18 protein-coding genes are annotated in these 19,274 nt (G+C 70.5%); 14 read left to right on the forward strand and 4 right to left on the reverse strand.

What is annotated here, in order from left to right:
- Window positions 1-57: 57 nt before the first annotated feature.
- The 4 genes from Q9R19_RS05420 to Q9R19_RS05435 all read left to right on the forward strand — a co-directional run bounded on the left by Q9R19_RS05420 (window position 58) and on the right by Q9R19_RS05435 (window position 4,100).
- The gene (locus Q9R19_RS05420) at window positions 58-420 is read left to right on the forward strand and encodes a YraN family protein (RefSeq protein WP_311255307.1); all 363 of its coding nucleotides are present in this window, start codon (window positions 58-60) and stop codon (window positions 418-420) included.
- Window positions 417-1,946, forward strand: coding sequence for a YifB family Mg chelatase-like AAA ATPase (locus tag Q9R19_RS05425; protein WP_311255308.1), 1,530 nt, complete (start codon window positions 417-419; stop codon window positions 1,944-1,946). Before Q9R19_RS05420 ends, Q9R19_RS05425 begins: the two co-directional genes overlap by 4 nt.
- Window positions 1,943-3,118 carry a DNA-processing protein DprA gene (gene dprA / locus Q9R19_RS05430; RefSeq protein ID WP_311255309.1) on the forward strand — a complete coding sequence of 392 codons (1,176 nt, stop codon included), beginning with the start codon at window positions 1,943-1,945 and terminating at the stop codon, window positions 3,116-3,118. The genes Q9R19_RS05425 and dprA overlap by 4 nt, the downstream gene beginning before the upstream one ends.
- Window positions 3,119-3,197: 79 nt before the next feature.
- Window positions 3,198-4,100 carry a tyrosine recombinase XerC gene (locus Q9R19_RS05435; RefSeq protein ID WP_311255310.1) on the forward strand — a complete coding sequence of 301 codons (903 nt, stop codon included), beginning with the start codon at window positions 3,198-3,200 and terminating at the stop codon, window positions 4,098-4,100.
- Window positions 4,101-4,117: 17 nt separating this feature from the next.
- Here Q9R19_RS05435 and Q9R19_RS05440 read toward each other — a convergent pair whose 3' ends face one another.
- Entirely contained in the window at window positions 4,118-4,621 is a 504-nt protein-coding gene (locus tag Q9R19_RS05440; protein WP_311255311.1) for a M23 family metallopeptidase, read from the reverse strand.
- Between the two features lie 401 nt (window positions 4,622-5,022).
- Between Q9R19_RS05440 and rpsB the strand changes: the two genes are divergently transcribed.
- The 8 genes from rpsB (at window position 5,023) to Q9R19_RS05480 (ending at window position 10,938) form a co-directional block, all read left to right on the forward strand.
- On the forward strand, window positions 5,023-5,919 hold the full coding sequence (gene rpsB, locus Q9R19_RS05445; RefSeq protein WP_311255312.1) for a 30S ribosomal protein S2: 897 nt from the start codon (window positions 5,023-5,025) through the stop codon (window positions 5,917-5,919).
- 46 nt (window positions 5,920-5,965) lie between these two features.
- Window positions 5,966-6,793, forward strand: coding sequence for a translation elongation factor Ts (gene tsf / locus Q9R19_RS05450; protein ID WP_311255313.1), 828 nt, complete (start codon window positions 5,966-5,968; stop codon window positions 6,791-6,793).
- A 101-nt stretch (window positions 6,794-6,894) separates the two neighbouring features.
- Window positions 6,895-7,611 (forward strand): UMP kinase, encoded by a 717-nt coding sequence (gene pyrH, locus Q9R19_RS05455; protein ID WP_311255314.1) that lies wholly within the window; start codon window positions 6,895-6,897, stop codon window positions 7,609-7,611.
- Window positions 7,612-7,685: 74 nt separating this feature from the next.
- Entirely contained in the window at window positions 7,686-8,240 is a 555-nt protein-coding gene (gene frr / locus Q9R19_RS05460; protein ID WP_311255315.1) for a ribosome recycling factor, read from the forward strand.
- Between the two features lie 5 nt (window positions 8,241-8,245).
- Complete coding sequence (locus tag Q9R19_RS05465) at window positions 8,246-9,337, forward strand: phosphatidate cytidylyltransferase (protein WP_311255316.1); 1,092 nt, start codon at window positions 8,246-8,248, stop codon at window positions 9,335-9,337.
- The gene (locus tag Q9R19_RS05470; RefSeq protein ID WP_311255317.1) at window positions 9,337-9,924 is read left to right on the forward strand and encodes a DivIVA domain-containing protein; all 588 of its coding nucleotides are present in this window, start codon (window positions 9,337-9,339) and stop codon (window positions 9,922-9,924) included. The genes Q9R19_RS05465 and Q9R19_RS05470 overlap by 1 nt, the downstream gene beginning before the upstream one ends.
- A gap of 63 nt (window positions 9,925-9,987) precedes the next feature.
- Entirely contained in the window at window positions 9,988-10,641 is a 654-nt protein-coding gene (locus Q9R19_RS05475; protein WP_311255318.1) for a transglycosylase SLT domain-containing protein, read from the forward strand.
- A gap of 9 nt (window positions 10,642-10,650) precedes the next feature.
- Entirely contained in the window at window positions 10,651-10,938 is a 288-nt protein-coding gene (locus Q9R19_RS05480) for a hypothetical protein (RefSeq protein WP_311255319.1), read from the forward strand.
- A 13-nt stretch (window positions 10,939-10,951) separates the two neighbouring features.
- Here the strand turns inward: Q9R19_RS05480 and Q9R19_RS05485 are convergent, their stop codons facing one another.
- Entirely contained in the window at window positions 10,952-12,031 is a 1,080-nt protein-coding gene (locus Q9R19_RS05485; RefSeq protein ID WP_311255320.1) for an AI-2E family transporter, read from the reverse strand.
- 164 nt (window positions 12,032-12,195) lie between these two features.
- Here Q9R19_RS05485 and Q9R19_RS05490 point away from each other — a divergent pair, with 164 nt between their 5' ends.
- Entirely contained in the window at window positions 12,196-13,998 is a 1,803-nt protein-coding gene (locus tag Q9R19_RS05490; RefSeq protein ID WP_311255321.1) for a glycosyl transferase, read from the forward strand.
- Window positions 13,995-14,927: a tetratricopeptide repeat protein gene (locus Q9R19_RS05495; RefSeq protein ID WP_311255322.1), complete on the forward strand. Its 933-nt coding sequence runs from the start codon at window positions 13,995-13,997 to the stop codon at window positions 14,925-14,927. The genes Q9R19_RS05490 and Q9R19_RS05495 overlap by 4 nt, the downstream gene beginning before the upstream one ends.
- A gap of 28 nt (window positions 14,928-14,955) precedes the next feature.
- On the opposite strand, the gene glgB is transcribed toward Q9R19_RS05495, so the two are convergent.
- Complete coding sequence (gene glgB / locus Q9R19_RS05500) at window positions 14,956-17,163, reverse strand: 1,4-alpha-glucan branching protein GlgB (RefSeq protein WP_311255323.1); 2,208 nt, start codon at window positions 17,161-17,163, stop codon at window positions 14,956-14,958.
- Complete coding sequence (locus Q9R19_RS05505) at window positions 17,160-19,262, reverse strand: maltotransferase domain-containing protein (RefSeq protein WP_396653447.1); 2,103 nt, start codon at window positions 19,260-19,262, stop codon at window positions 17,160-17,162. Before Q9R19_RS05505 ends, glgB begins: the two co-directional genes overlap by 4 nt.
- Window positions 19,263-19,274: the final 12 nt, after the last annotated feature.

The raw sequence follows: 19,274 nt of genomic DNA on the forward strand, positions 1-19,274 counted from the left end.
GCACAGGTCGCGTGATTCGGGTGCTCGGGCGTCCGTGCGCGCCGTCAGGCTGTCGTCATGGCAGCGAAAGACGAACTCGGGCGCGCGGGTGAGACGCGCGCGGCACGGCACCTCCGTTCCCGCGGATACGTCATCCTGGATCGCAACTGGCGGTGCGATCAGGGTGAGATCGACATCGTCGCTCTGAGTGACGACCGGCTCTGCGTCGTGGAGGTGAAGACGCGGCGCAGCGACCGGTTCGGGCATCCGTTCGAGGCGATCGACGAGCGCAAGCGCCGGCGGCTGTGGCGCCTCGCGTTCGCCTGGGCGGCCGCGCATCCCGACACCGCGCGGCGACGGGAGATCCGGCTGGAGGCCATCGGCCTGACCGGCGCGGATGCCGAATCGGCGCGGCTCGAGCATCTCGTGGACCTGCTGTGAGCACGGCGCGCACCTGGGCGGTGGCTCTGACCGGCGTGGACGGGCATCTGATCGAGGTCGAGGCGGACTTCACCTCGCAGACACCGGAGTTCAAGATCATCGGACTGCCCGACAAGGCTCTGGGCGAAGCGGTGCAGCGGGTGCGCAACGCATCCAGCAACGCGGGTCTCGACGTGCCCAGGCGCAGGCTGACGGTGAACCTGTCCCCGGCGAGTCTGCCCAAGCACGGCTCCGGATTCGATCTCAGCATCGCGATCGCGACGGCTGCCGCAAGCGGGGCGCTGCCCGCGGACGCGATCAGATCCACGGTGCACATCGGCGAGCTCGGACTGGACGGGCGGCTGCGGCCCGTTCCCGGTGTGCTTCCCGCGGTGTACGCGGCCGCCCGGGCCGGTTTCGGACGGGTGATCGTTCCGCACGCGAATGCCGCCGAGGCGGGGCTCGTGCCCGGGATCGAGGTGCGTCCCGCTGCGTCGCTGGCCGAGGTGGCGGCCCTGCACGGCGCCGACGTGGAGGTGGAGGAGGTCGACCCCGTCGAACTCGCGGCACCGGCGGCCGAGGACGCGTCGAGCCTGGACCTGGGGGATGTGATCGGGCAGGACGAGGCGGTCAACGCCCTGATCGTCGCGGCCGCAGGAGGGCACCACCTCATGCTGAGCGGCCCGCCGGGAGCGGGCAAGACGATGCTCGCCCGGCGGCTCCCCGGCATCCTGCCGCTGCTGAGCGAGGACGAGGCGCTCGAGGTCGCGGCGATCCGCTCGCTGGCCGGCGACCCGATCGACAGCCTGGATCGCATCGCGCCGTTCGTGGCGCCGCACCATAGCGCCTCTCCTGCGGCGATGGTGGGCGGCGGAAGCCGCGTGGCGCGCCCCGGTGCGATCGTGAGGGCGCATCGTGGCGTGCTGTTCCTGGATGAGACGCCCGAGTTCCAGCGCGGCGCGCTGGACTCCCTGCGACAGCCGCTGGAGTCCGGGCGGATCGAAGTGCATCGCGCAGGATTCACGGCGAGCTATCCCGCCCGCTTCCAGCTGGTGCTGGCGATGAACCCCTGCCCGTGCGGGAATTACGGCGTGCGCGGGGCCGAGTGCACCTGTCCGCCGATGGCGATCCGCCGGTACGCGGGCAGACTGTCGGGGCCGCTGCGGGATCGCATCGACATCGACCTTCAGGTGGCGCGCGTCGCCGCCGCACGCGCGACCTCGGGGGAGCGCTCCGGACTCACCTCCGAGGTGGCGCGGGCCCGGGTGGTCGCAGCGCGCGGCGCGGCCGCCGAGCGGTGGCGGAAGACCCCGTGGCGGGTCAACGGCGAAGTGCCGGGCGACCGGCTGCGACTCGGGTCCTTCCGCCTGCCCCCGGCGGTGCGCACTCCGCTGGACCGCGCACTCGAACGCGGCACCGTGACGCTGCGCGCCTATGACCGGGTGCTGCGCACGGCGTGGACACTCGCTGACCTCGCCGGGCTGGCGACGCCCGGCGCCGACGAACTGGGCACCGCTCTGTTCCTGAAGAAGGGGTTGCTGGCATGAGGAAGACGATGGAGGGGATGCTGGACGACGCGCGACTGATGCGGGCCGCCGAGCGCCTGCGACCGGATGCCGATCCGGCCGAGGTGGCGGCTCGCGCCGCGTGGTCGGTGCTGGTCGAACCCGGTGACGGCGTGGCCGGGGCGCTGGTGGCCGCGCACGGCGCGCAGGAGGCGCTGGGGCTCGCCCTCGACCCGCATCGTCTGCTGACTCCCGGCGTCGTGGACGCGAAGCTCCTCGCCGAGGCTCAGGAGCGCTGGCGGCCACGCGCCCGCAGTCAGTCGGTGGTGGATGCGATGGACTCCTGCGCAGAGGTCGGCGGACGGCTCCTGCTGCCCGGCGACAGCGGGTGGCCGGCGGGGATCGACGACCTCGGGCCGCATGCGCCGCTGGTGCTGTGGGCCCGCGGCGACCTCGACGCCCTCGTCGACCGCCCCGCCGTCGCCATGGTCGGCGCACGCGCGGCAACGCCGTACGGGGAAGCGGTGGCGGCCGAGATCGGCGGCGACCTCGCGCGCGACGGCATCGTCGTGGTGTCCGGCGGTGCGTACGGGATCGACGGCTCCTCCCATCGGGCCGCCCTGGGCGTCGGCGGCACGACGGTGGCCTTCCTGGCAGGGGGAGTGGATCGCGCGTATCCGGTGGGGCATCAGCAGCTGTTCGATCGAATCCGCCGAGGCGGTGCCGTGCTGGCCGAGGTGCCGTGCGGAGGCGCGCCGACGAAGTGGCGGTTCCTGCAGCGGAACCGGCTGATCGCCGCCGCGAGTCTCGCGACAGTCGTCGTGGAGGCCGGATGGCGCAGCGGAACGCTGAACACCGCCGGGCACGCCGCAGCTCTGGGCCGCCCGCTCGGCGCAGTGCCGGGACCGATCACCTCGGCAGCATCGTCGGGATGCCACCGGCTCCTGCGGGAGTACGACGCCGTCTGCGTGACCAGCGCTCAGGAGGTGCGCGAGCTGTGGGGCGCAGCGCCTCTGACGGCATCCCCGTCGGAGCGGGAGAGCCCCGAGCAGGTGCGGCTGCGGGATGCGATGAGCACGCGCACCGCGCGCGAGCCCGCCGACCTCGCCGCGCGCTGCGGACTCGCGGTCGATCAGGTGCGCGGCCTGCTCGGACTGCTCGCTCTGGAAGGAGCGGTCGTGCAGACGCCGGAGGGCTGGCGGCGCACCTCGTAGCGCGGGCTGTGCCGCGGCTTCCCCGCCCTCCGCGGCGCGGGACGGCGCAGGCGGGCCGGCGGCGGTGCATGCTGAGTGGATGGAGTACGCCGAAGCGGTCGACGGATTCGTCAGGCAGCTGGCGCTGGTGCGCCGGCTGTCGCCCGCGACCGTGCGCGCCTACCGCTCCGACCTGGCGGACCTCGGTCGGGTGATCGGCGAGGAGCCGCTCGAGAGCGTCGACCTGGAGACGCTGCGCGACTGGCTGTGGCAGGCCACGCAGCGCGGCGACGCCCGCTCCACACTCGCCCGCCGGGCGGCCGCCGTGCGCTCGTTCTTCGGCTGGGCCCACGAGAACGAGCTCATCCCGCTCGACCCGAGTCTGCGGCTGGTCACCCCGCGCCGCCCCAAGACGCTTCCGGTCGTCGCGTCCGCCGACGGCATGGGGCAGGTGCTGGATGTCGCGCGCGACGCGGCGGTCGAAGGCGATCCGATCGCCCTGCGGGACCATGCGATCCTCGAACTGCTCTACGCCGCGGGCATCCGCGTCTCCGAGCTGTGCGGCATCGACGTCGACGACGTCGATCTGCACCGTCGCACCGTGCGAGTGCTCGGCAAGGGAGCGAAGGAGCGGGTGGTGCCGTTCGGCGGCCCGGCGGCCGACGCGCTCGCGGCGTTCCTCACCCGTGCTCGCCCCGCGCTGCTGGCCCGCGCAGCCAGACCCGCGCCCGCGCTGTTCCTGGGCGCCCGCGGCGCCAGGATCGGATCGCGCACCGTGTACGCGCTGGTCGCACGCGTGCTCGGACCCGTCGTGGGCTCCGAGCATGTCGGTCCGCACGCGCTGCGTCACTCCGCGGCCACCCACCTGCTCGATGGAGGAGCCGATCTGCGGGCGGTGCAGGAGATCCTGGGGCACGCGAGCCTCGGCACGACGCAGATCTACACACATGTGTCCGCCGAGCGACTCACCGCCACGTATCGGCTCGCCCACCCGCGAGCGTGACTGATCGCCCGGACGCGTCAGTCCCGGCAGCAGGGCAGCAGCACCGCGCGGGGCGCGAGTCCGAAGAAGCCGCGCGGGTTGACGTACTCGCCGTCGATCCGGACTCCCACGTGCAGCGAGCCGCGCACGGCGTGCCCTCCGTGAGACACGCTCCCGACGACGTCGCCCGCCTTCACCGGCTGCCCTGGACGCAACTCGGATGCCACCGGCTCGAGCGTGCTGACGTGGCCGCCGCCGTGATCGATGGTGATCAGCGGACGGTCGACCACCACGCCGCGGAATGCCACCACACCATCGGCGGGGGAGCGCACCGGGGCATCCGGCGCCGCGGCGACATCCATCCCGCGGTGACCGGGACCGTAGTCGTGCGTCGGCATGCGGAACGGCTCGACCACCTCGCGCGCTCCGTTCACCGGCCACTGCCAGGGGTGACCCGGCGCATCCGCCCGCGCCGTCGGGGCGCGCATCGCGCGCTCCGCTCCGGACGCGCTCGGCCCGGCAGGCGCCACGAGAGACAGCATGCCGAGCATCGTGCACGTCAGCGCGAGCGCGCGGACGCGACGTCGTACCCGAGCCTGAGATCGCACCGCCATACGCCCACCCTGACACGCTGCCCTTCCGCCGCGACCGCCGATTCCCGCGACCGGTGGAGAACCGCCCGAGCCCCGGCAGATGTGCAACGCAGTCGCAGGCAGGCGGCGATGCTCGGCCGCCGCCGCATCCTGTATGCTGGAGGGGCATCCCGGCATCGGGATGACTACGCGTGCCCAGAGCGACCTCGCCGTCAGGCGCAGGACGCGGCATCCACTCCCACAGGTCCCTTCTCACCGAGGGCGGGTGTGCGCCGGGCACCAGGGCAGCCGATCACCTGATCGGCGAGACAACCTCAACGACGCGAGAGCGTCAGAATCAGGAGACGACCATGGCTGTGGTCACCATCCGCCAGCTGCTCGACAGCGGTGTGCACTTCGGACACCAGACCCGTCGGTGGAACCCGAAGGTGAAGCGCTTCATTCTCACCGAGCGCAGCGGCATCCACATCATCGATCTGCAGCAGTCGCTGTCGTACATCGACAAGGCCTACGACTTCGTCAAGGAGACCGTCGCGCGCGGCGGCACGATCCTCTTCGTCGGCACCAAGAAGCAGGCGCAGGAGGTGCTCGCCGAGCAGGCGACCCGCGTGGGCCAGCCCTTCGTCAACCAGCGCTGGCTGGGCGGTCTGCTGACCAACTTCTCGACCATCGCGAAGCGCCTGGCCCGCATGAAGGAGCTCGAGGAGCTCGACTACGAGAACCCGGCCGCTTCGGGCTTCACCAAGAAGGAGCTGCTGCTCAAGAAGCGCGAGCTCGACAAGCTGCACAAGTCGCTGGGCGGCATCCGCAACCTGTCGAAGACCCCGTCGGCACTGTGGGTCGTCGACGCCAAGCGCGAGCACCTCGCGATCGACGAGGCCAAGAAGCTCGGCATCCCGGTGATCGGCATCCTCGACACCAACGCCGACCCGGACGACTTCCAGTATCCGATCCCCGGCAACGACGACGCCATCCGCTCGGTTTCGCTGCTGACGCGCATCATCGCCGACGCCGCCGCCGAGGGCCTGCAGCAGAAGCACAACCCCGAGGGCGACGCCGAGCCGCTCGCCGAGTGGGAGCAGGAGCTTCTGCAGGGTGACGCCGCCGAGGCTCCGGCCGCCGCCGAGGCTCCGGCCGCCGCCGAGGCTCCGGCCGCCGCCGAGGCTCCGGCCGCCGAAGAGGCGCCCGCCGCCGAGGAGGCTCCCGCCGCCGACGAGGCGCCCGCCGAGGCCGCCGACGCCAAGTAAGCAACCAGCACACAACGCACAGACACGAAGCAAGGAGCCACCACACATGGCCAACTTCACCATCGCCGACATCAAGGCGCTGCGCGAGCAGCTCGGAACCGGAATGGTCGACACCAAGAAGGCGCTCGAGGAGGCCGGCGGAGACGTCGAGAAGGCCACCGAGATCCTGCGTCTGAAGGGTGCCAAGGGCAACGCCAAGCGCGCTGACCGCTCCACCAGCGAGGGCCTGGTCGCCGCTCGCGAGACCGAGGGCGCTGTGACGCTCATCGAGCTCGCCTGCGAGACGGACTTCGTCGCCAAGAACGAGCGCTTCATCACGCTCGCCGACAAGGTGGCCGACGCCGTCGCCGCCGTCGGCGCGGACTCGCTGGAGGCGGCCCTGGCTGCCCCGGCCGGCGACGCGACCGTCGAGCAGCTCATCTCGGACGAGGCCGCCATCATCGGCGAGAAGGTCGAGCTGCGCCGGGTGCGCACCGTCACGGGCGACGCCCTGTCGGTGTACCTGCACCGCACCAGCAAGGACCTGCCGCCGCAGATCGGCGTCGTCGTCGCGTACTCCGGTGCCGACGCGGACACCGCTCGCAGCATCGCGCAGCACATCTCGTTCGCCAACCCCTCCTACCTGACGCGCGAGGACGTCCCCGCCGCCGAGGTCGAGAAGGAGCGCGAGATCGTCACCGAGATCTCCCGCAACGAGGGCAAGCCCGAGGCGGCGCTGCCGAAGATCGTCGAGGGTCGCGTGACCGCGTTCTTCAAGCAGGTCGCCCTGCTCGAGCAGGACTACGCGAAGGACAACAAGCTGTCCGTCGCGCAGGTCGCCAAGGATGCCGGTATCACCGTCACCGACTTCGCCCGCTTCAAGGTCGGCGCGTAACACCTCGGAAGGGGTTCGGATCCACAGGGTCCGAACCCCTTCTGCATGCCCGGGCCAGGCCGAGGCACTATCTTGAAACCGGACGAGAGGACACCACACCCATGACAGAACGCAGCGGACGCCGACGCGTCCTCCTCAAGCTCTCCGGCGAGGCCTTCGGGGGAGGGCAGCTGGGTGTGAACCCGGACGTCGTCAGCGGCATCGCCAGGGACATCGCCGCAGCCGTCGACCGCGTCGAGATCGCCGTCGTCGTCGGCGGCGGAAACTTCTTCCGCGGCGCCGAGCTGAGCCAGCGCGGCATGGACCGCGGCCGTGCGGACTACATGGGAATGCTGGGCACCGTCATGAACGCGCTCGCCCTGCAGGACTTCCTCGAGCAGGCCGGAGCCGCGACGCGAGTGCAGTCCGCCATCTCGATGACGCAGGTCGCCGAACCGTACATCCCGCTGCGCGCCGAGCGGCACATGGAGAAGGGGCGCGTGGTGATCTTCGGCGCGGGTGCGGGCCTGCCGTACTTCTCCACGGACACCGTCGCCGCCCAGCGCGCGCTGGAGATCGGCGCGCAGGAGGTGCTCGTCGCCAAGAACGGCGTCGACGCGATCTACACGGCCGATCCGAACAAGGACCCGGAGGCCGAGCGCATCGACCGCGTGACCTACCGTGACGCGCTGCAGCGCGGACTCAAGGTGGTCGACTCGACGGCATTCAGCCTGTGCATGGACAACGCGATGGACATGCGCGTGTTCGGCATGGAGCCCGCGGGCAACGTGACACGCGCGCTGCTGGGAGAGACGATCGGCACTCTCGTCACCGCCTGACGGCTCCGCTACTCCCAGCCCGGTGGACGACGCCGGATAGAATCGACCCAAACCCCTGAACCGAAGGAGCCCCCGTGATCGCGGATGTCCTCTCTGAAACCACCGGACGCATGACCCGCGCGGTCGAGGCAGCCAAGGAGGACTTCGCCACGGTCCGCACCGGGCGCGCGAACCCGCAGATGTTCCAGAAGGTGCTCGTCGACTACTACGGCACGCCCACGCCGCTCGCGCAGCTTGCCTCGCTGGCGAACCCCGAGGCGCGCTCGCTGGTCATCACGCCCTACGACAAGTCGGCGCTGAAGGCGATCGAGCAGGCCATCCGCGACATGCCGAACCTGGGCGCGAACCCCAGCAACGACGGCAACATCGTACGCGTCACCATGCCCGAGCTCACCCAGGAGCGCCGCAAGGAGTACGTCAAGCTCGTGCGCTCCAAGGGCGAGGACGCCAAGGTCCACGTGCGCGGCATCCGCCGCAAGGCGAAGGACGAGCTGGACGCGCTCAAGGCCGAGATCGGCGAGGACGAGATCGCGCGCGGCGAGAAGGAGCTGGATGCTCTGACGCGCCAGTTCGTCGACGCCATCGACGACGCCCTCAAGCGCAAAGAGGCCGAGCTCCTCGAGGTCTGATCGGCATGTCCGGCGAGAATCACTCCGATCGGCCGCGGGCCGGCATCCCCGCGCCGGGGGAGTCGGGCGTGCCGCTGAGCGATGATGCCTTCCCGGGATTCGACGCCTCCCAGGTGCCGCCGCGACCACAGCTGCCCGTCCAGGACACGGGTGAGCACAGCGCGATCCGGGAGCAGTGGCGCACCAAGCGCGGCGAGATCGAGACGCACGTCTCCCAGGCGCGAGACCACTTCGACCAGGCGAACGAGCGCATCAAGCAGCGCACCGGGCGCGACCTGATCCTCGCGATCGTGATCGGGGTCGCCTTCGGTGCCGCGCTGGTGGCCTCGCTGCTGTTCATCAAGTGGCTGTTCGTCCCGATCGCACTGGCAGCGGGTCTGCTGGCCACCTACGAGCTCTCCCGTGCGCTGCGGGCCGGAGGCCGGCGCGTGGACGTCGTGCCGCAGCTGATCGCTGCGACGGGCGTGCTGCTCGCGGCGGCGTCCGGCCAGCTGTGGACCAGCTGGGTCACCCTCGTCGTCGCCGTGTCCTTCATCGCCGTGTGGCGGATGATCGCGCAGATGGTCGTCAAGGACGGGCGCACGTACGGCGATGTGCTCTCGGACGTCGTGGTCGGTGCGTTCGTGCAGATCTACGTGCCGTTCCTGACGTCTGTCGCGATCATGCTGCTCTTCCAGGAGAACGGCGAGTGGTGGGTACTGTCCTTCGTCTCGATCGCCGTCGCCGCCGACACCTGTGCGTATGCCGCCGGGCTCGCGTTCGGCAGGCATCCGATGGCGCCCAGGATCAGCCCCAAGAAGACCTGGGAGGGCTTCGCCGGCGCCGTGGCGGGCTCGCTGATCGTTGGTGTGCTGCTGTCGGTGTTCCTGCTGCACCTGGTGTGGTGGGCGGGGCTGATCCTGGGGGCGGCCGTCCTGATCTCCGCCACGCTCGGCGATCTCGGCGAGTCCATGCTCAAGCGCGACCTCGGGATCAAGGACATGAGCTCCTGGCTGCCGGGCCATGGTGGCCTGCTCGACCGGCTGGACAGCATCCTCCCCTCCACGATTCCGGCGCTCGCCCTCTTCTTCCTGCTCTCCCCGTGGATGGTTTCGTGATGACTGACGCAGCTCCGGATGTGCTCGACCCCGAAGACCGCCGTGAGACGGCCGCGTTCCCGCTGACGACCGGCCGCACGCGCGGCTATCATCGCGCTGCCGTGGACGCCTTCCTCGACGCGGCGCGTGGCGCGTTCGAGGACGAGCGGGACGACTTCAGCGCAGAGGACGTGCGCCGGGCCTCGTTCCCCCTGGTGCGGCACGGCTACCAGATCGCGAAGGTGGATGCCGCGCTCGGCCGGGTGGAGGACGCCTTCGCCGCCCGCGCGCGCGAGCGCGCCGTGCGATCACTCGGCGTGACGCAATGGGTCGCGCAGGCGCGCGCCGACGCGCAGGTCATCCTCGACCACCTCGGCCGCCCCGCGCACCATCGCTTCGCGCGCACGAGCCGCCTCACGTTCGGATACCGGATCGACGAGGTCGATCACGTGGCCGAGCGCATCAGGGACTACCTGCGGGACGGCGACGCGCTCACGGTCGACCAGGTCCGCGACGCCGCCTTCCGGATGCAGCGCGGCGGCTATCGCGAGGAGCAGGTGGATGCACTCCTGGACGCGACAGTCGAAGTGATGCTGGCGGTGCGATGAGTTCCGCCACGCGGACCGCTCTCATGGACGTCCCAGCTACTCCGGCATAGAATGGCCAGCATCGTGACTCCCGATAACGAATCGATATCGAACTCGGCGCGCCCGAACGCCGCCGGTTCGACGCAGAAGCATCCCTGGCGACGTCGGCTCAGTGCCGTCGGCGCGGGTCTCGCCGTCATCGGCTTCTCGGCCGCCCTGCTCGCCCCGACGGGCACCGCGGTCGCCGATCCGAGTGCGGGCGATGAGTCCGTGACCGCGTTCTCGCTCGCCGCGCAGGACACGCAGGATCTGACCGTGACGGTCGAGGGGGCCTCGATGGACCCCGTCGACCGCGGCGCGTTCGACATCTACGTCAAGCCCAAGCCCAAGCCCAAGCCCGAGCCCAAGGCGCAGACGGCGTCGGGGGGCGGCTCCTCGTCGCGGCCGAAGTACACCGGCGGCGGCAGCAAGGAGCAGTGGATGGCCGCGGCCGGGATCGCGGCCAGCGACTACGCGTACGTCGACTACATCGTGCGCCAGGAGAGCGGCTGGAACCCGAACGCGACCAACCGCTCCTCGGGCGCCTGCGGACTGGTGCAGGCGCTGCCGTGCAGCAAGGTGCCGGGCAACGGCTACAACCCGGTCGACAACCTGCGCTGGGGAACCGGCTACGCGAAGGGCCGCTACGGCAGCTGGGCAGGAGCGTACGCGTTCTGGACACGCAACCACTGGTGGTAAGACGTCAGCATGGCACGATCACGCCGTCGGCGTCCTGAGCCGTCCCGCGCCGACGATTCGCTCGACCGCCTGATCGCGGGCTGGAAGCGCACCGAGACGCGTCGCGGACGCGAGTGGACCGTGCAGCCGATCTCGGCCGCGCAGGCCGCGAAGGAGTACCGCTGTCCGGGGTGCGGCCGCAGCATCCAGCCCGGCGTCGCGCATCTGGTCGCCTGGCGCGCCGATGGCGTGATGGGGGATTCGGCCGATCTCGACGCCCGCCGGCACTGGCACACGTCGTGCTGGCGGCTCGGCTGAGCGCGCGGCGGGGCTACTGCTCGTTCATCCTCGGGATCACGACCTGACGGTAGATGATCAGGATGCTGGCGGCGACCGGGATCGCGATCAGCGCGCCCAGCAGGCCCAGCAGCGCGCCGCCGGCGAGTGCCGCGATCACGACCACGGCACCCGGCACCGCCACGGCGCGGCTCATGATGCGCGGCGAGATGAAGTACGCCTCGATCTGCATGTAGATCAGGTAGTAGATCGCTGCGGCGATCGCGGTGCCGGGCGAGCCCACCCCCGGGAGCAGGCAGGCGAGCACGATGATGGTCGACCCGGTGAGGGTGCCGACCAGCGGGATCAGCGAGAAGAAGAAGGCGACCACGGCCAGCACGGCGGTGAACGGCGCGTGGATGATCGACAGGTAGACGAAGCTGAGGATGCCGTTGATCACGCCGAGCGTGACCTGGCCCATGACGTAGTGGCCGACGGAGTTGGTGATCTGGTCGGCGATGTCGATGAACCGCTCGCGGCGCGACGCCGGCACCAGCTGGTAGACCGCGCGCTTGAGCGAGGGCGTGGACGCGGTGAGGTAGATGGTCAGCACCAGCACGATGAAGGCGCCGAACAGGCCGGTGAGCACCGCGCCGCCGACGACCAGCACGCCCTGCCCGATGGACCCGCCCCACTCGGTGACGTTCTTGGCCCAGTCCTCCTTCGAGAGCCAGTCCTCCACGTAGGCGAACACGTCGTCCACGCGCAGGGTGGGGAAGGTGTCGGTCATCCACTCCTTGAGGCTCTGGATCGTCTGATCGCCGTTGACGATCAGATCGGTGATCTTGCTGACCAGCTGCGAGACCTGGTCGATGACGACCGGCAGCACGATCAGGACGATCGCTGTGAACGCGCCGAGCACGCCGACGATCGTGGCCACGACCGCCGCCCAGCGCGGCAGACCGCGGCGCTCCAGGAACGACACGAGCGGATCCAGGCCCAGGCTCAGGAACAGCGCCGTGCCGATGTACAGGAGCACGGTGGAGAGCATCTGCACGCTGGTGAGCAGCATGATGCCCAGGCCGACGCCGAGGGTCGCCACCAGGGCGGTGCGGAATGGGCTGTGTATCTTCATCGTTCTCCCGATCGGATGCGAGCAAGCCTAATCGTCCGCGGCTCATCGGCCGGTCACGACGTGCGGGCCGGCAGCTCGTGGTCAACGCACAGGAGCTTTCGATAGTCTGGAACGTCGAGCGGGGACCGTCGACGTGCGTCCGCGGTCACGTAAGGAGTTGATTCGTGCGATTCGTCTGGGCCGTCGTGGCCTTCGTGCTGGCCACGGTTCTCATCGGAGCGGGACTCGCTCAGCGGACCATCTTCATGGGGCCCGCCGAGCAGCGGATGGAGCTTTCGGTCGACGAGCCCGCGCCGTACGTGGTGGTGGACGCCGACGTGCTGCGCGCGCACACCGGCCTGCAGACGCTGCTGGTGCGCGGCGAGGGCGACGTCTTCGTCGCCTACGGCCGCACGGCGGACATGACGGCGTGGCTCTCGGACACCGCCTACGACCACGTCTCGCTCACCAAGTCGCACAAGCCGAAGACGCAGCGCGTCGCCGCCCGGCAGCCTCCCGCTGACGGGGGAGAGACCTCGGGCCGCTCCCCGGTCGGCGCCGACCTGTGGCTGGACTCCTTCGCCGACAAGGACGCCCTGGTGGCGAAGTTCCAGTTGACTGAGGGCAACAGCGTGCTGATCGCGCGCGACGGCGTGCAGCCGGCGCCGGACGACATCCTGGTCTCCTGGGCGCTCGACACGCGCACGCCGTGGGCCGGACCGCTGATGGCCGCGGGTGCGCTGATGCTCGCCGTCGGCATCGTGCTCTACATCCTCGGCATCCGGCATCAGCGGCGCGGCCGCGGGCCGCGACGCAAGGGACCGGCGCCTCTCCCGGAGACCCAGCCGATCACCACGCTGCCACAGCGCGATGAGATCGAGCAGCAGGCGGATGCCGGCACCGCCCGGCGCACTCCGCGCGCGCGTCGGCGGCTGATGGTCGCCGCGCCCGCCCTCGTCCTGACCGGTCTGCTCGCCACCGGCTGCACCGCCGACTCCTGGCCGCAGTTCGGCTCCGACACGCCGTCGCCCTCTCCGACACCGACGGTGGTCACTCCTGAGAACCAGAAGCAGCCCGTGGTGACCGAGAAGCAGGGGCAGCGCATCGTCGGCGAGATCGCCGCGACACTCGCCAAGGCGGACAAGGGCCTGGATGCCGAGCTGGCCGGGTCCCGGCTCACCGGCGCGGCTCTGGATGCCAGGAAGACCGAGTACACGCTGCGCGGCGCCATCGCCGGCCGCACCACCGCCCTGGTCTCACCCCTCGACAAGGTGAAGGTCCTGCTGCCGGAGGCGACGGACGGCTGGCCGCGCACCGCGCTGGCGCTGACGGTGGACGGCGCCGACAACACCAAGCCCCCCGTGCTGCTGACGATGACCCAGATCGACCCCTGGGCGAACTACCACGTCACGTCGATGGCCGAGATGCCGGCATCGGGTGAGTTCCCGAACGTCGCACCTGCCTGGCTCGGCACGACGCGCGTGCCGGCCGACACGGCATTCCTCTCGCTCGCACCTGCCGCGGTGGCGGACGCCTTCTCGGACTTCGTCGATGCCGGTGACAAGAGCCAGTACGCCGACCGGTTCGACGAGCTCGCCCAGAAGTTCGCCCAGTCGGTGCGCGACAGCCGCCAGGCCATCGTCGACGGTCTCGCGAAGGCGAACGCCTCGAAGACGTCGAAGGCCGCCTTCGACATGGCACCGGCGACCTACCAGCCGCTGTCGCTGGCCACGCTCGGCAGCGGCGCGGTCGTCTCGGTGAGCGTGCTGGATGATCAGAAGATCACACCGACCGCGGAGGGCGCCATGGTGCGCTTCGGCAAGAACCCCGAGGTCAAGGCGCTCACCGGTGTGAGCGAGTCGGCCAAGGGCGTCGAGGTGGTCTACGGCATCCAGCTGTTCTTCGCCGTGCCCGCCCAGGGCTCCACGGAGCAGATCCGTCTGCTCGCCTACAAGCAGGACCTCTTCAACGCAAAGGTGATCAAGTGACCGAGATCTCAGCCGCCGCGCTCCGCGGCGCCGTCGACCTCTCCTCGCTGCGCGGACCGGCCACGCAGGCGGCCGCGCCTGCACAGACATCCGCCGCTGACGGCGGCGGGGGCGTCGTCGTGGATGTGACCGATGCGTCCTTCGGCGAGATCCTCGAGCTGTCCCGGACGGTGCCGGTGGTCGTCGACCTGTGGGCCGAGTGGTGCGGGCCGTGCAAGCAGCTGAGCCCCATCATCGAGAAGGTCACCAGAGAGCTGAACGGCCGCGTCGTGCTGGCCAAGGTCGACGTCGACGCCAACCCGCAGATCGCCCAGGCGTTCCGGGCGCAGTCCATCCCGATGGTGGTCGCGCTGCTCGGCGGCCAGCCCGTGCCGATGTTCACCGGCGCGGTTCCCGAGGAGCAGGTGCGCGAGGTGTTCGGCAAGCTGCTGGAGGTGGCGGCGCAGAACGGCGTCACCGGATCGGTGCCGACCGGAGACGCCGAGCAGCCGGCCGAGGAACCGGAGGAGCAGCCCCTGCCACCGCTTCACGCCGAGGCGTATGCGGCGATCGAGGCCGGCGATTACGCGCGCGCGATCGACGCCTATCAGCGGGCGCTCGCAGAGAACCCTCGCGACGTCGATGCCAAGGCGGGCCTCGGACAGGTGCGGTTGCTGGACCGGGTGCAGGGTCTCGATCTGCAGCAGGTGCGCGAAGCGGCCGCCGCGGCGCCGCTCGACCTCGAGGCGCAGTTCCGGGTGGCGGATCTCGACCTCGCCGGAGGACACGTCGACGACGCGTTCTCCCGGCTGCTGGAGCTGTTCAGCGCGGTCGACGCGGAGCAGCGCACCCCGGTGCGCGAGCGCCTGATCGAGCTGTTCGAGCTGGTCGGCCCGGCGGACGCGCGAGTGGCATCCGCGCGCACACGCCTGGCGTCGCTGCTGTTCTGACCGCTCCGCGATGCCGGCCGCTGTGCGGTCAGCCCCGCGCGACCGTCGGGACGTGCGGATCGGGCTGATGGCGCAACCAGATCGTGGACAGGGCCGGGAGCGTCATCGACGCGATCGCGGGCGCGTCGTCGTCGGCGCGCACTGCCTGGACCACCCCGAGGTTCCCGGCCCCGGATCCGCCGTACTCCGCGGCATCCGTGTTGAGGACCTCGATCCAGGTGCCCTCCTGTGAGAGCTCCAGGCGATGGCCGGTGCGGGTCACGCCGGCGAAGTTGCTGACCACCACGATCCGCCCGCCGTGCGCGTCACGGCGCTCGAACGCGACCACGTTCGGGTCCCAGGTCGGCGCGCCCAGCCGGTGGAACGCCCTGGCGTCGTTGTCGCGCTCCCACAGCGGAGCCTGGCGGCGGTAGACGGCGTTCAACGCGCTGACGAAGTGCAGCAGCTGCGCGTGGGCGGGCTGGTCGAGCAGCCACCAGTCCAGCTCGCGGTCCACGGACCACTCGCCGATCTGCCCGAACTCCTGCCCCATGAACAGCAGCTTCTTGCCCGGGTGCCCCCACATGTAGCCCAGATACGCACGCACGTCCGCGAGCTTGTGGAAGTGATCGCCCGGCATGCGCGAGACGAGCGTCCCCTTGCCGTGCACGACCTCGTCGTGACTGATCGGCAGCACGTAGTTCTCGCCGAAGCCGTACACGAACGAGAACGTGATCTCGCCCTCGTGGTGGGACCGGTGCAGCGGGTCGCGCTTCATGTACTGCAGCGAGTCGTTCATCCACCCCATGTTCCATTTGAACCCGAAGCCCAGACCCGCTGCCGAGGTCGGCGCCGTGACGCCCGGGAAGGCGGTGGACTCCTCGGCGATCATGACGATGCCCGGCTGCAGCCGGTAGGCCGTCGCGTTCACCTCCTGCAGGAATCGGATCGCTTCGAGGTTCTCCCGCCCGCCGTGCACGTTCGGCTCCCACTCGCCGTCCCTGCGGGAGTAGTCGAGGTACAGCATCGAGGCGACGGCGTCGACGCGCAGACCGTCCACGTGGAACTCGCTCAGCCAGTACAACGCGTTCGCCACCAGGAAGTTGCGCACCTCGTTGCGCCCGTAGTCGAAGATGAGGGTGCCCCAGTCCTGGTGCTCGCCGCGCCGGGGATCCGGATGCTCGTACAGCGGAAGACCGTCGAAGCGAGCCAGCGCGAAGTCGTCCCTGGGGAAGTGCGCGGGCACCCAGTCCATGATCACGCCGATCCCGGCCTGATGCAGCCGGTCGATCAGATGCCGCAGGTCGTCGGGCGAGCCGTACCGGCTGGTCGGCGCGTAGTAGCCGCTGACCTGATACCCCCAGGAGCCGCCGAAGGGGTGCTCCGCGAGCGGCATGAACTCGACGTGCGTGAAGCCGGTGGCGATGACGTGCTCGATGAGCTCGTCGGCGATGTCGCGATATCCCAGCCCCTCGCGCCACGAGCCGAGGTGCAGCTCGTACACCGACAGCGGCTGGGCCACCGCGTGCGTGGCGGCGCGGCGGGTCATCCACGCGCCGTCCGCCCACGTGTAGGCGCTCTGCGTGACGATGGATGCGGTGGCCGGCGGCACCTCGGCGGCTTGAGCCATCGGATCGGCCTTGAGGATCCAGTGCCCGTCGGGTGTGAGTATCTGGTACTTGTACCGCGCGCCCGCCCTCACATCGGGGATGAACAGCTCCCACACGCCGCTGGCGCCCATGGAGCGCATCGCGTGCGCTTCGCCGTTCCACCCGTTCCAGTCGCCGCACACCCGCACGGCGCGGGCATCCGGAGCCCAGACCGCGAAGTCCACGCCGACGTCCCCGTCGCGCACGCGCGCGTGCGCGCCCAGCACCTCCCACAGCCGCTCGTGGCGTCCTTCCGAGATCAGATGCAGGTCGAGTTCGCCCAGGGACGGCAGATGGCGGTAGGGATCTCCGGCGATCGTCTCGTTCCGGCCGGTGTACACGGTGGCGATGCGGTAAGCCGACGGCGGCCCCGCATGGCGGCCCTCCCAGATGCCGTGCGCCACGTGCTCGAGCGGCAGCCGGTCGCCGTCGAGGAACACGGCCGTGACCGATTCGGCGAGGGGTCTGCGGGTGCGGATCACAGTGACGGTGCGCCCCACCGCGTCGGTGGTCGGGTGCGCGCCGAGCAGCATGTGGGGGTTGTGATGCGCGCCGTCGGCGGCCTTCTCCCAGTGCTCTGATGCGGAGACGTCCTCGATGCTGCTCATGATCGCTCCCTCACCCTCAGGATGTGCACCGGCTCGGCGAAGGCGTCGAGCCGCACGTAGTTGTGATCGGTCCAGTTCCACACGGCTCCCGTCAGCAGATCCTCCACCTCGAAGCCGTCACCGGGCTGTACACCCCAGATGCGCGTGTCCAGGTGCACCGTCGTCTCGCGCACCGAGTGCGGGTCGAGGTTGACCACGATGATCAGCGTGTCGTCGCGGCCGGTGCCGGTGAAGGCGGCATCCAGGTGCTTGGAGTACACCAGCACGGCGTCGTCATCGCTCCAGTGGAACGAGATGTTGCGCAGCTGGCGCAGGGCCGGATGCTCGGCGCGGATCGCGTTCAGGCGGCGGAGCAGCGGAGCCAGGGACTCGCCGCGCTGCTCCGCGCCCTCCCAGTCCCGCAGCTTGAACTCGTACTTCTCATTGTCGATGTTCTCCTCGGAGCCCGGTCGCGCCACGTTCTCGATCAGCTCGTAGCCCGCGTAGACCCCCCAGGTCGGCGCGGCGGTCGCGGCGATGCACGCGCGGATGCGGTAGGCGGCGCGGCCGCCGTACTGCAGGTACTCGGTGAGGATGTCGTGCGTGTTCACGAAGAGATTCGGGCGCATGTAGTCAGCGGTCTCCTGCGACACGCTGGTGAGGAACTCCTCGAGCTCGGACTTGGTGTTGCGCCAGGTGAAGTACGAGTAGCTCTGCTGGAACCCGACAGCGGCGAGCGCGCGCATGACGGCGGGGCGGGTGAACGCCTCGGCGAGGAAGATCACGTCAGGGGCGGCCGCGTTCACCCGGGCGATCAGCCACTCCCAGAACTGCAGCGGCTTGGTGTGCGGGTTGTCGACGCGGAAGATCCGCACTCCGAGCCCGACCCAGTGCATGACCACGCGCAGCATCTCGGCGTAGATGCCCTCGGGATCGTTGTCGAAGTTCAGCGGGTAGATGTCCTGGTACTTCTTCGGCGGGTTCTCCGCGTAGGCGATCGTGCTGTCGGGGAGAGTCGTGAACCACTCCGGATGCTCGGTCACCCACGGATGGTCCGGAGAGGCCTGCAGGGCCAGATCGAGAGCGACCTCGAGGCCGTGCTTCTGCGCCGCGCGCAGCAGTGCACGGAAGTCCTTCTCGGTGCCCAGCTCCGGGTGCAGCGCGTCGTGCCCGCCGTCGCGGGAGCCGATCGCGTACGGCGAGCCGGGATCGCCCGGTTCGGCGACCAGGGTGTTGTTGCGTCCCTTGCGGTTGGTCTCGCCGATCGGATGCACGGGCACCAGGTACAGCACATCGAAGCCCATTCCCGCCACGCCCGGGAGCCGCTTGACGGCCGTGCGGAAGGTGCCGCTGCGCACGCTGCCGTCCTTGCGGCGCACGGCGCCCTCGGAGCGGGGGAAGAACTCGTACCACGAGCCGACGCCGGCTCGTGCCCGCTCGACTGTCAGCGGCATCCACTCGGTGGCGGACCCCAGCGACGCGCGCGGGCGCAGCGCGAACGCCTCGGCGAGGGCGGCATCCGCCGACACAGACGCCAGCTGCGCGGCATCCGATGCGCCCGGCGTCTTCGCGTCAAGCCTCTTCGCTCCCAGTCTCTTCGCGCCGTCGCGCAGCAGCCTGCGCTCGGACGCGGGACGATCCTCCTCGGCGGCGGCTGAGCTGAGCAGCGCGGCGCCGAGGGCGCTCATCACGCCGACGTCGACCTCGGCCTCCGCCTTGACCCGGGCCGCGTGCGCCCAGGTGGCGAAGTCGTCGGCGAAGGCCTCGAAGCGGTACTGCCAGTTGCCGGTCCGGTCGAGCGCGACGTCGGCGGACCAGCGGTCGGAGCCGTCCTGCAGGGGCGTCAGCCGATGCAGGCTCTCCTCGCCGGCCGGATCGATCAGCCGCAGATGCGCGCCGATCCGGTCGTGGCCCTCGCGGAACGCGACCACGCCGAAGGGCACCACCTCGCCGGCGAACGCCTTCGGCGGGTACCCCTGCGGCACGTGCGGCGTGGGCGAGAAGAGCGGGATCCGGCCGGCCCTGACGCCTTCGGGCGAGCCGGTCTCGGCGGCGGGCCGCAGGGGAATCCGTGCGGGGCTTCTCAGCGCCGCGGGTTCTTGAGCGGTTCGTGCTGCCACACCTTGAATGTA

Source organism: Microbacterium sp. ARD32 (genome assembly GCF_031844385.1).
Taxonomy (GTDB): domain Bacteria; phylum Actinomycetota; class Actinomycetes; order Actinomycetales; family Microbacteriaceae; genus Microbacterium.

Coding starts and splice junctions, on each gene's coding strand:
- glgB (WP_311255323.1), bottom strand. CDS start 17,163: ATGAGCAGCATCGAGGACGTCTCCGCATCAGAGCACTGGGAGAAGGCC.
- rpsB (WP_311255312.1), top strand. CDS start 5,023: ATGGCTGTGGTCACCATCCGCCAGCTGCTCGACAGCGGTGTGCACTTC.
- Q9R19_RS05435 (WP_311255310.1), top strand. CDS start 3,198: ATGGAGTACGCCGAAGCGGTCGACGGATTCGTCAGGCAGCTGGCGCTG.
- Q9R19_RS05480 (WP_311255319.1), top strand. CDS start 10,651: ATGGCACGATCACGCCGTCGGCGTCCTGAGCCGTCCCGCGCCGACGAT.
- dprA (WP_311255309.1), top strand. CDS start 1,943: ATGAGGAAGACGATGGAGGGGATGCTGGACGACGCGCGACTGATGCGG.
- Q9R19_RS05470 (WP_311255317.1), top strand. CDS start 9,337: ATGACTGACGCAGCTCCGGATGTGCTCGACCCCGAAGACCGCCGTGAG.
- Q9R19_RS05420 (WP_311255307.1), top strand. CDS start 58: ATGGCAGCGAAAGACGAACTCGGGCGCGCGGGTGAGACGCGCGCGGCA.
- Q9R19_RS05440 (WP_311255311.1), bottom strand. CDS start 4,621: ATGCTGTCTCTCGTGGCGCCTGCCGGGCCGAGCGCGTCCGGAGCGGAG.
- tsf (WP_311255313.1), top strand. CDS start 5,966: ATGGCCAACTTCACCATCGCCGACATCAAGGCGCTGCGCGAGCAGCTC.
- Q9R19_RS05485 (WP_311255320.1), bottom strand. CDS start 12,031: ATGAAGATACACAGCCCATTCCGCACCGCCCTGGTGGCGACCCTCGGC.
- Q9R19_RS05465 (WP_311255316.1), top strand. CDS start 8,246: ATGTCCGGCGAGAATCACTCCGATCGGCCGCGGGCCGGCATCCCCGCG.
- pyrH (WP_311255314.1), top strand. CDS start 6,895: ATGACAGAACGCAGCGGACGCCGACGCGTCCTCCTCAAGCTCTCCGGC.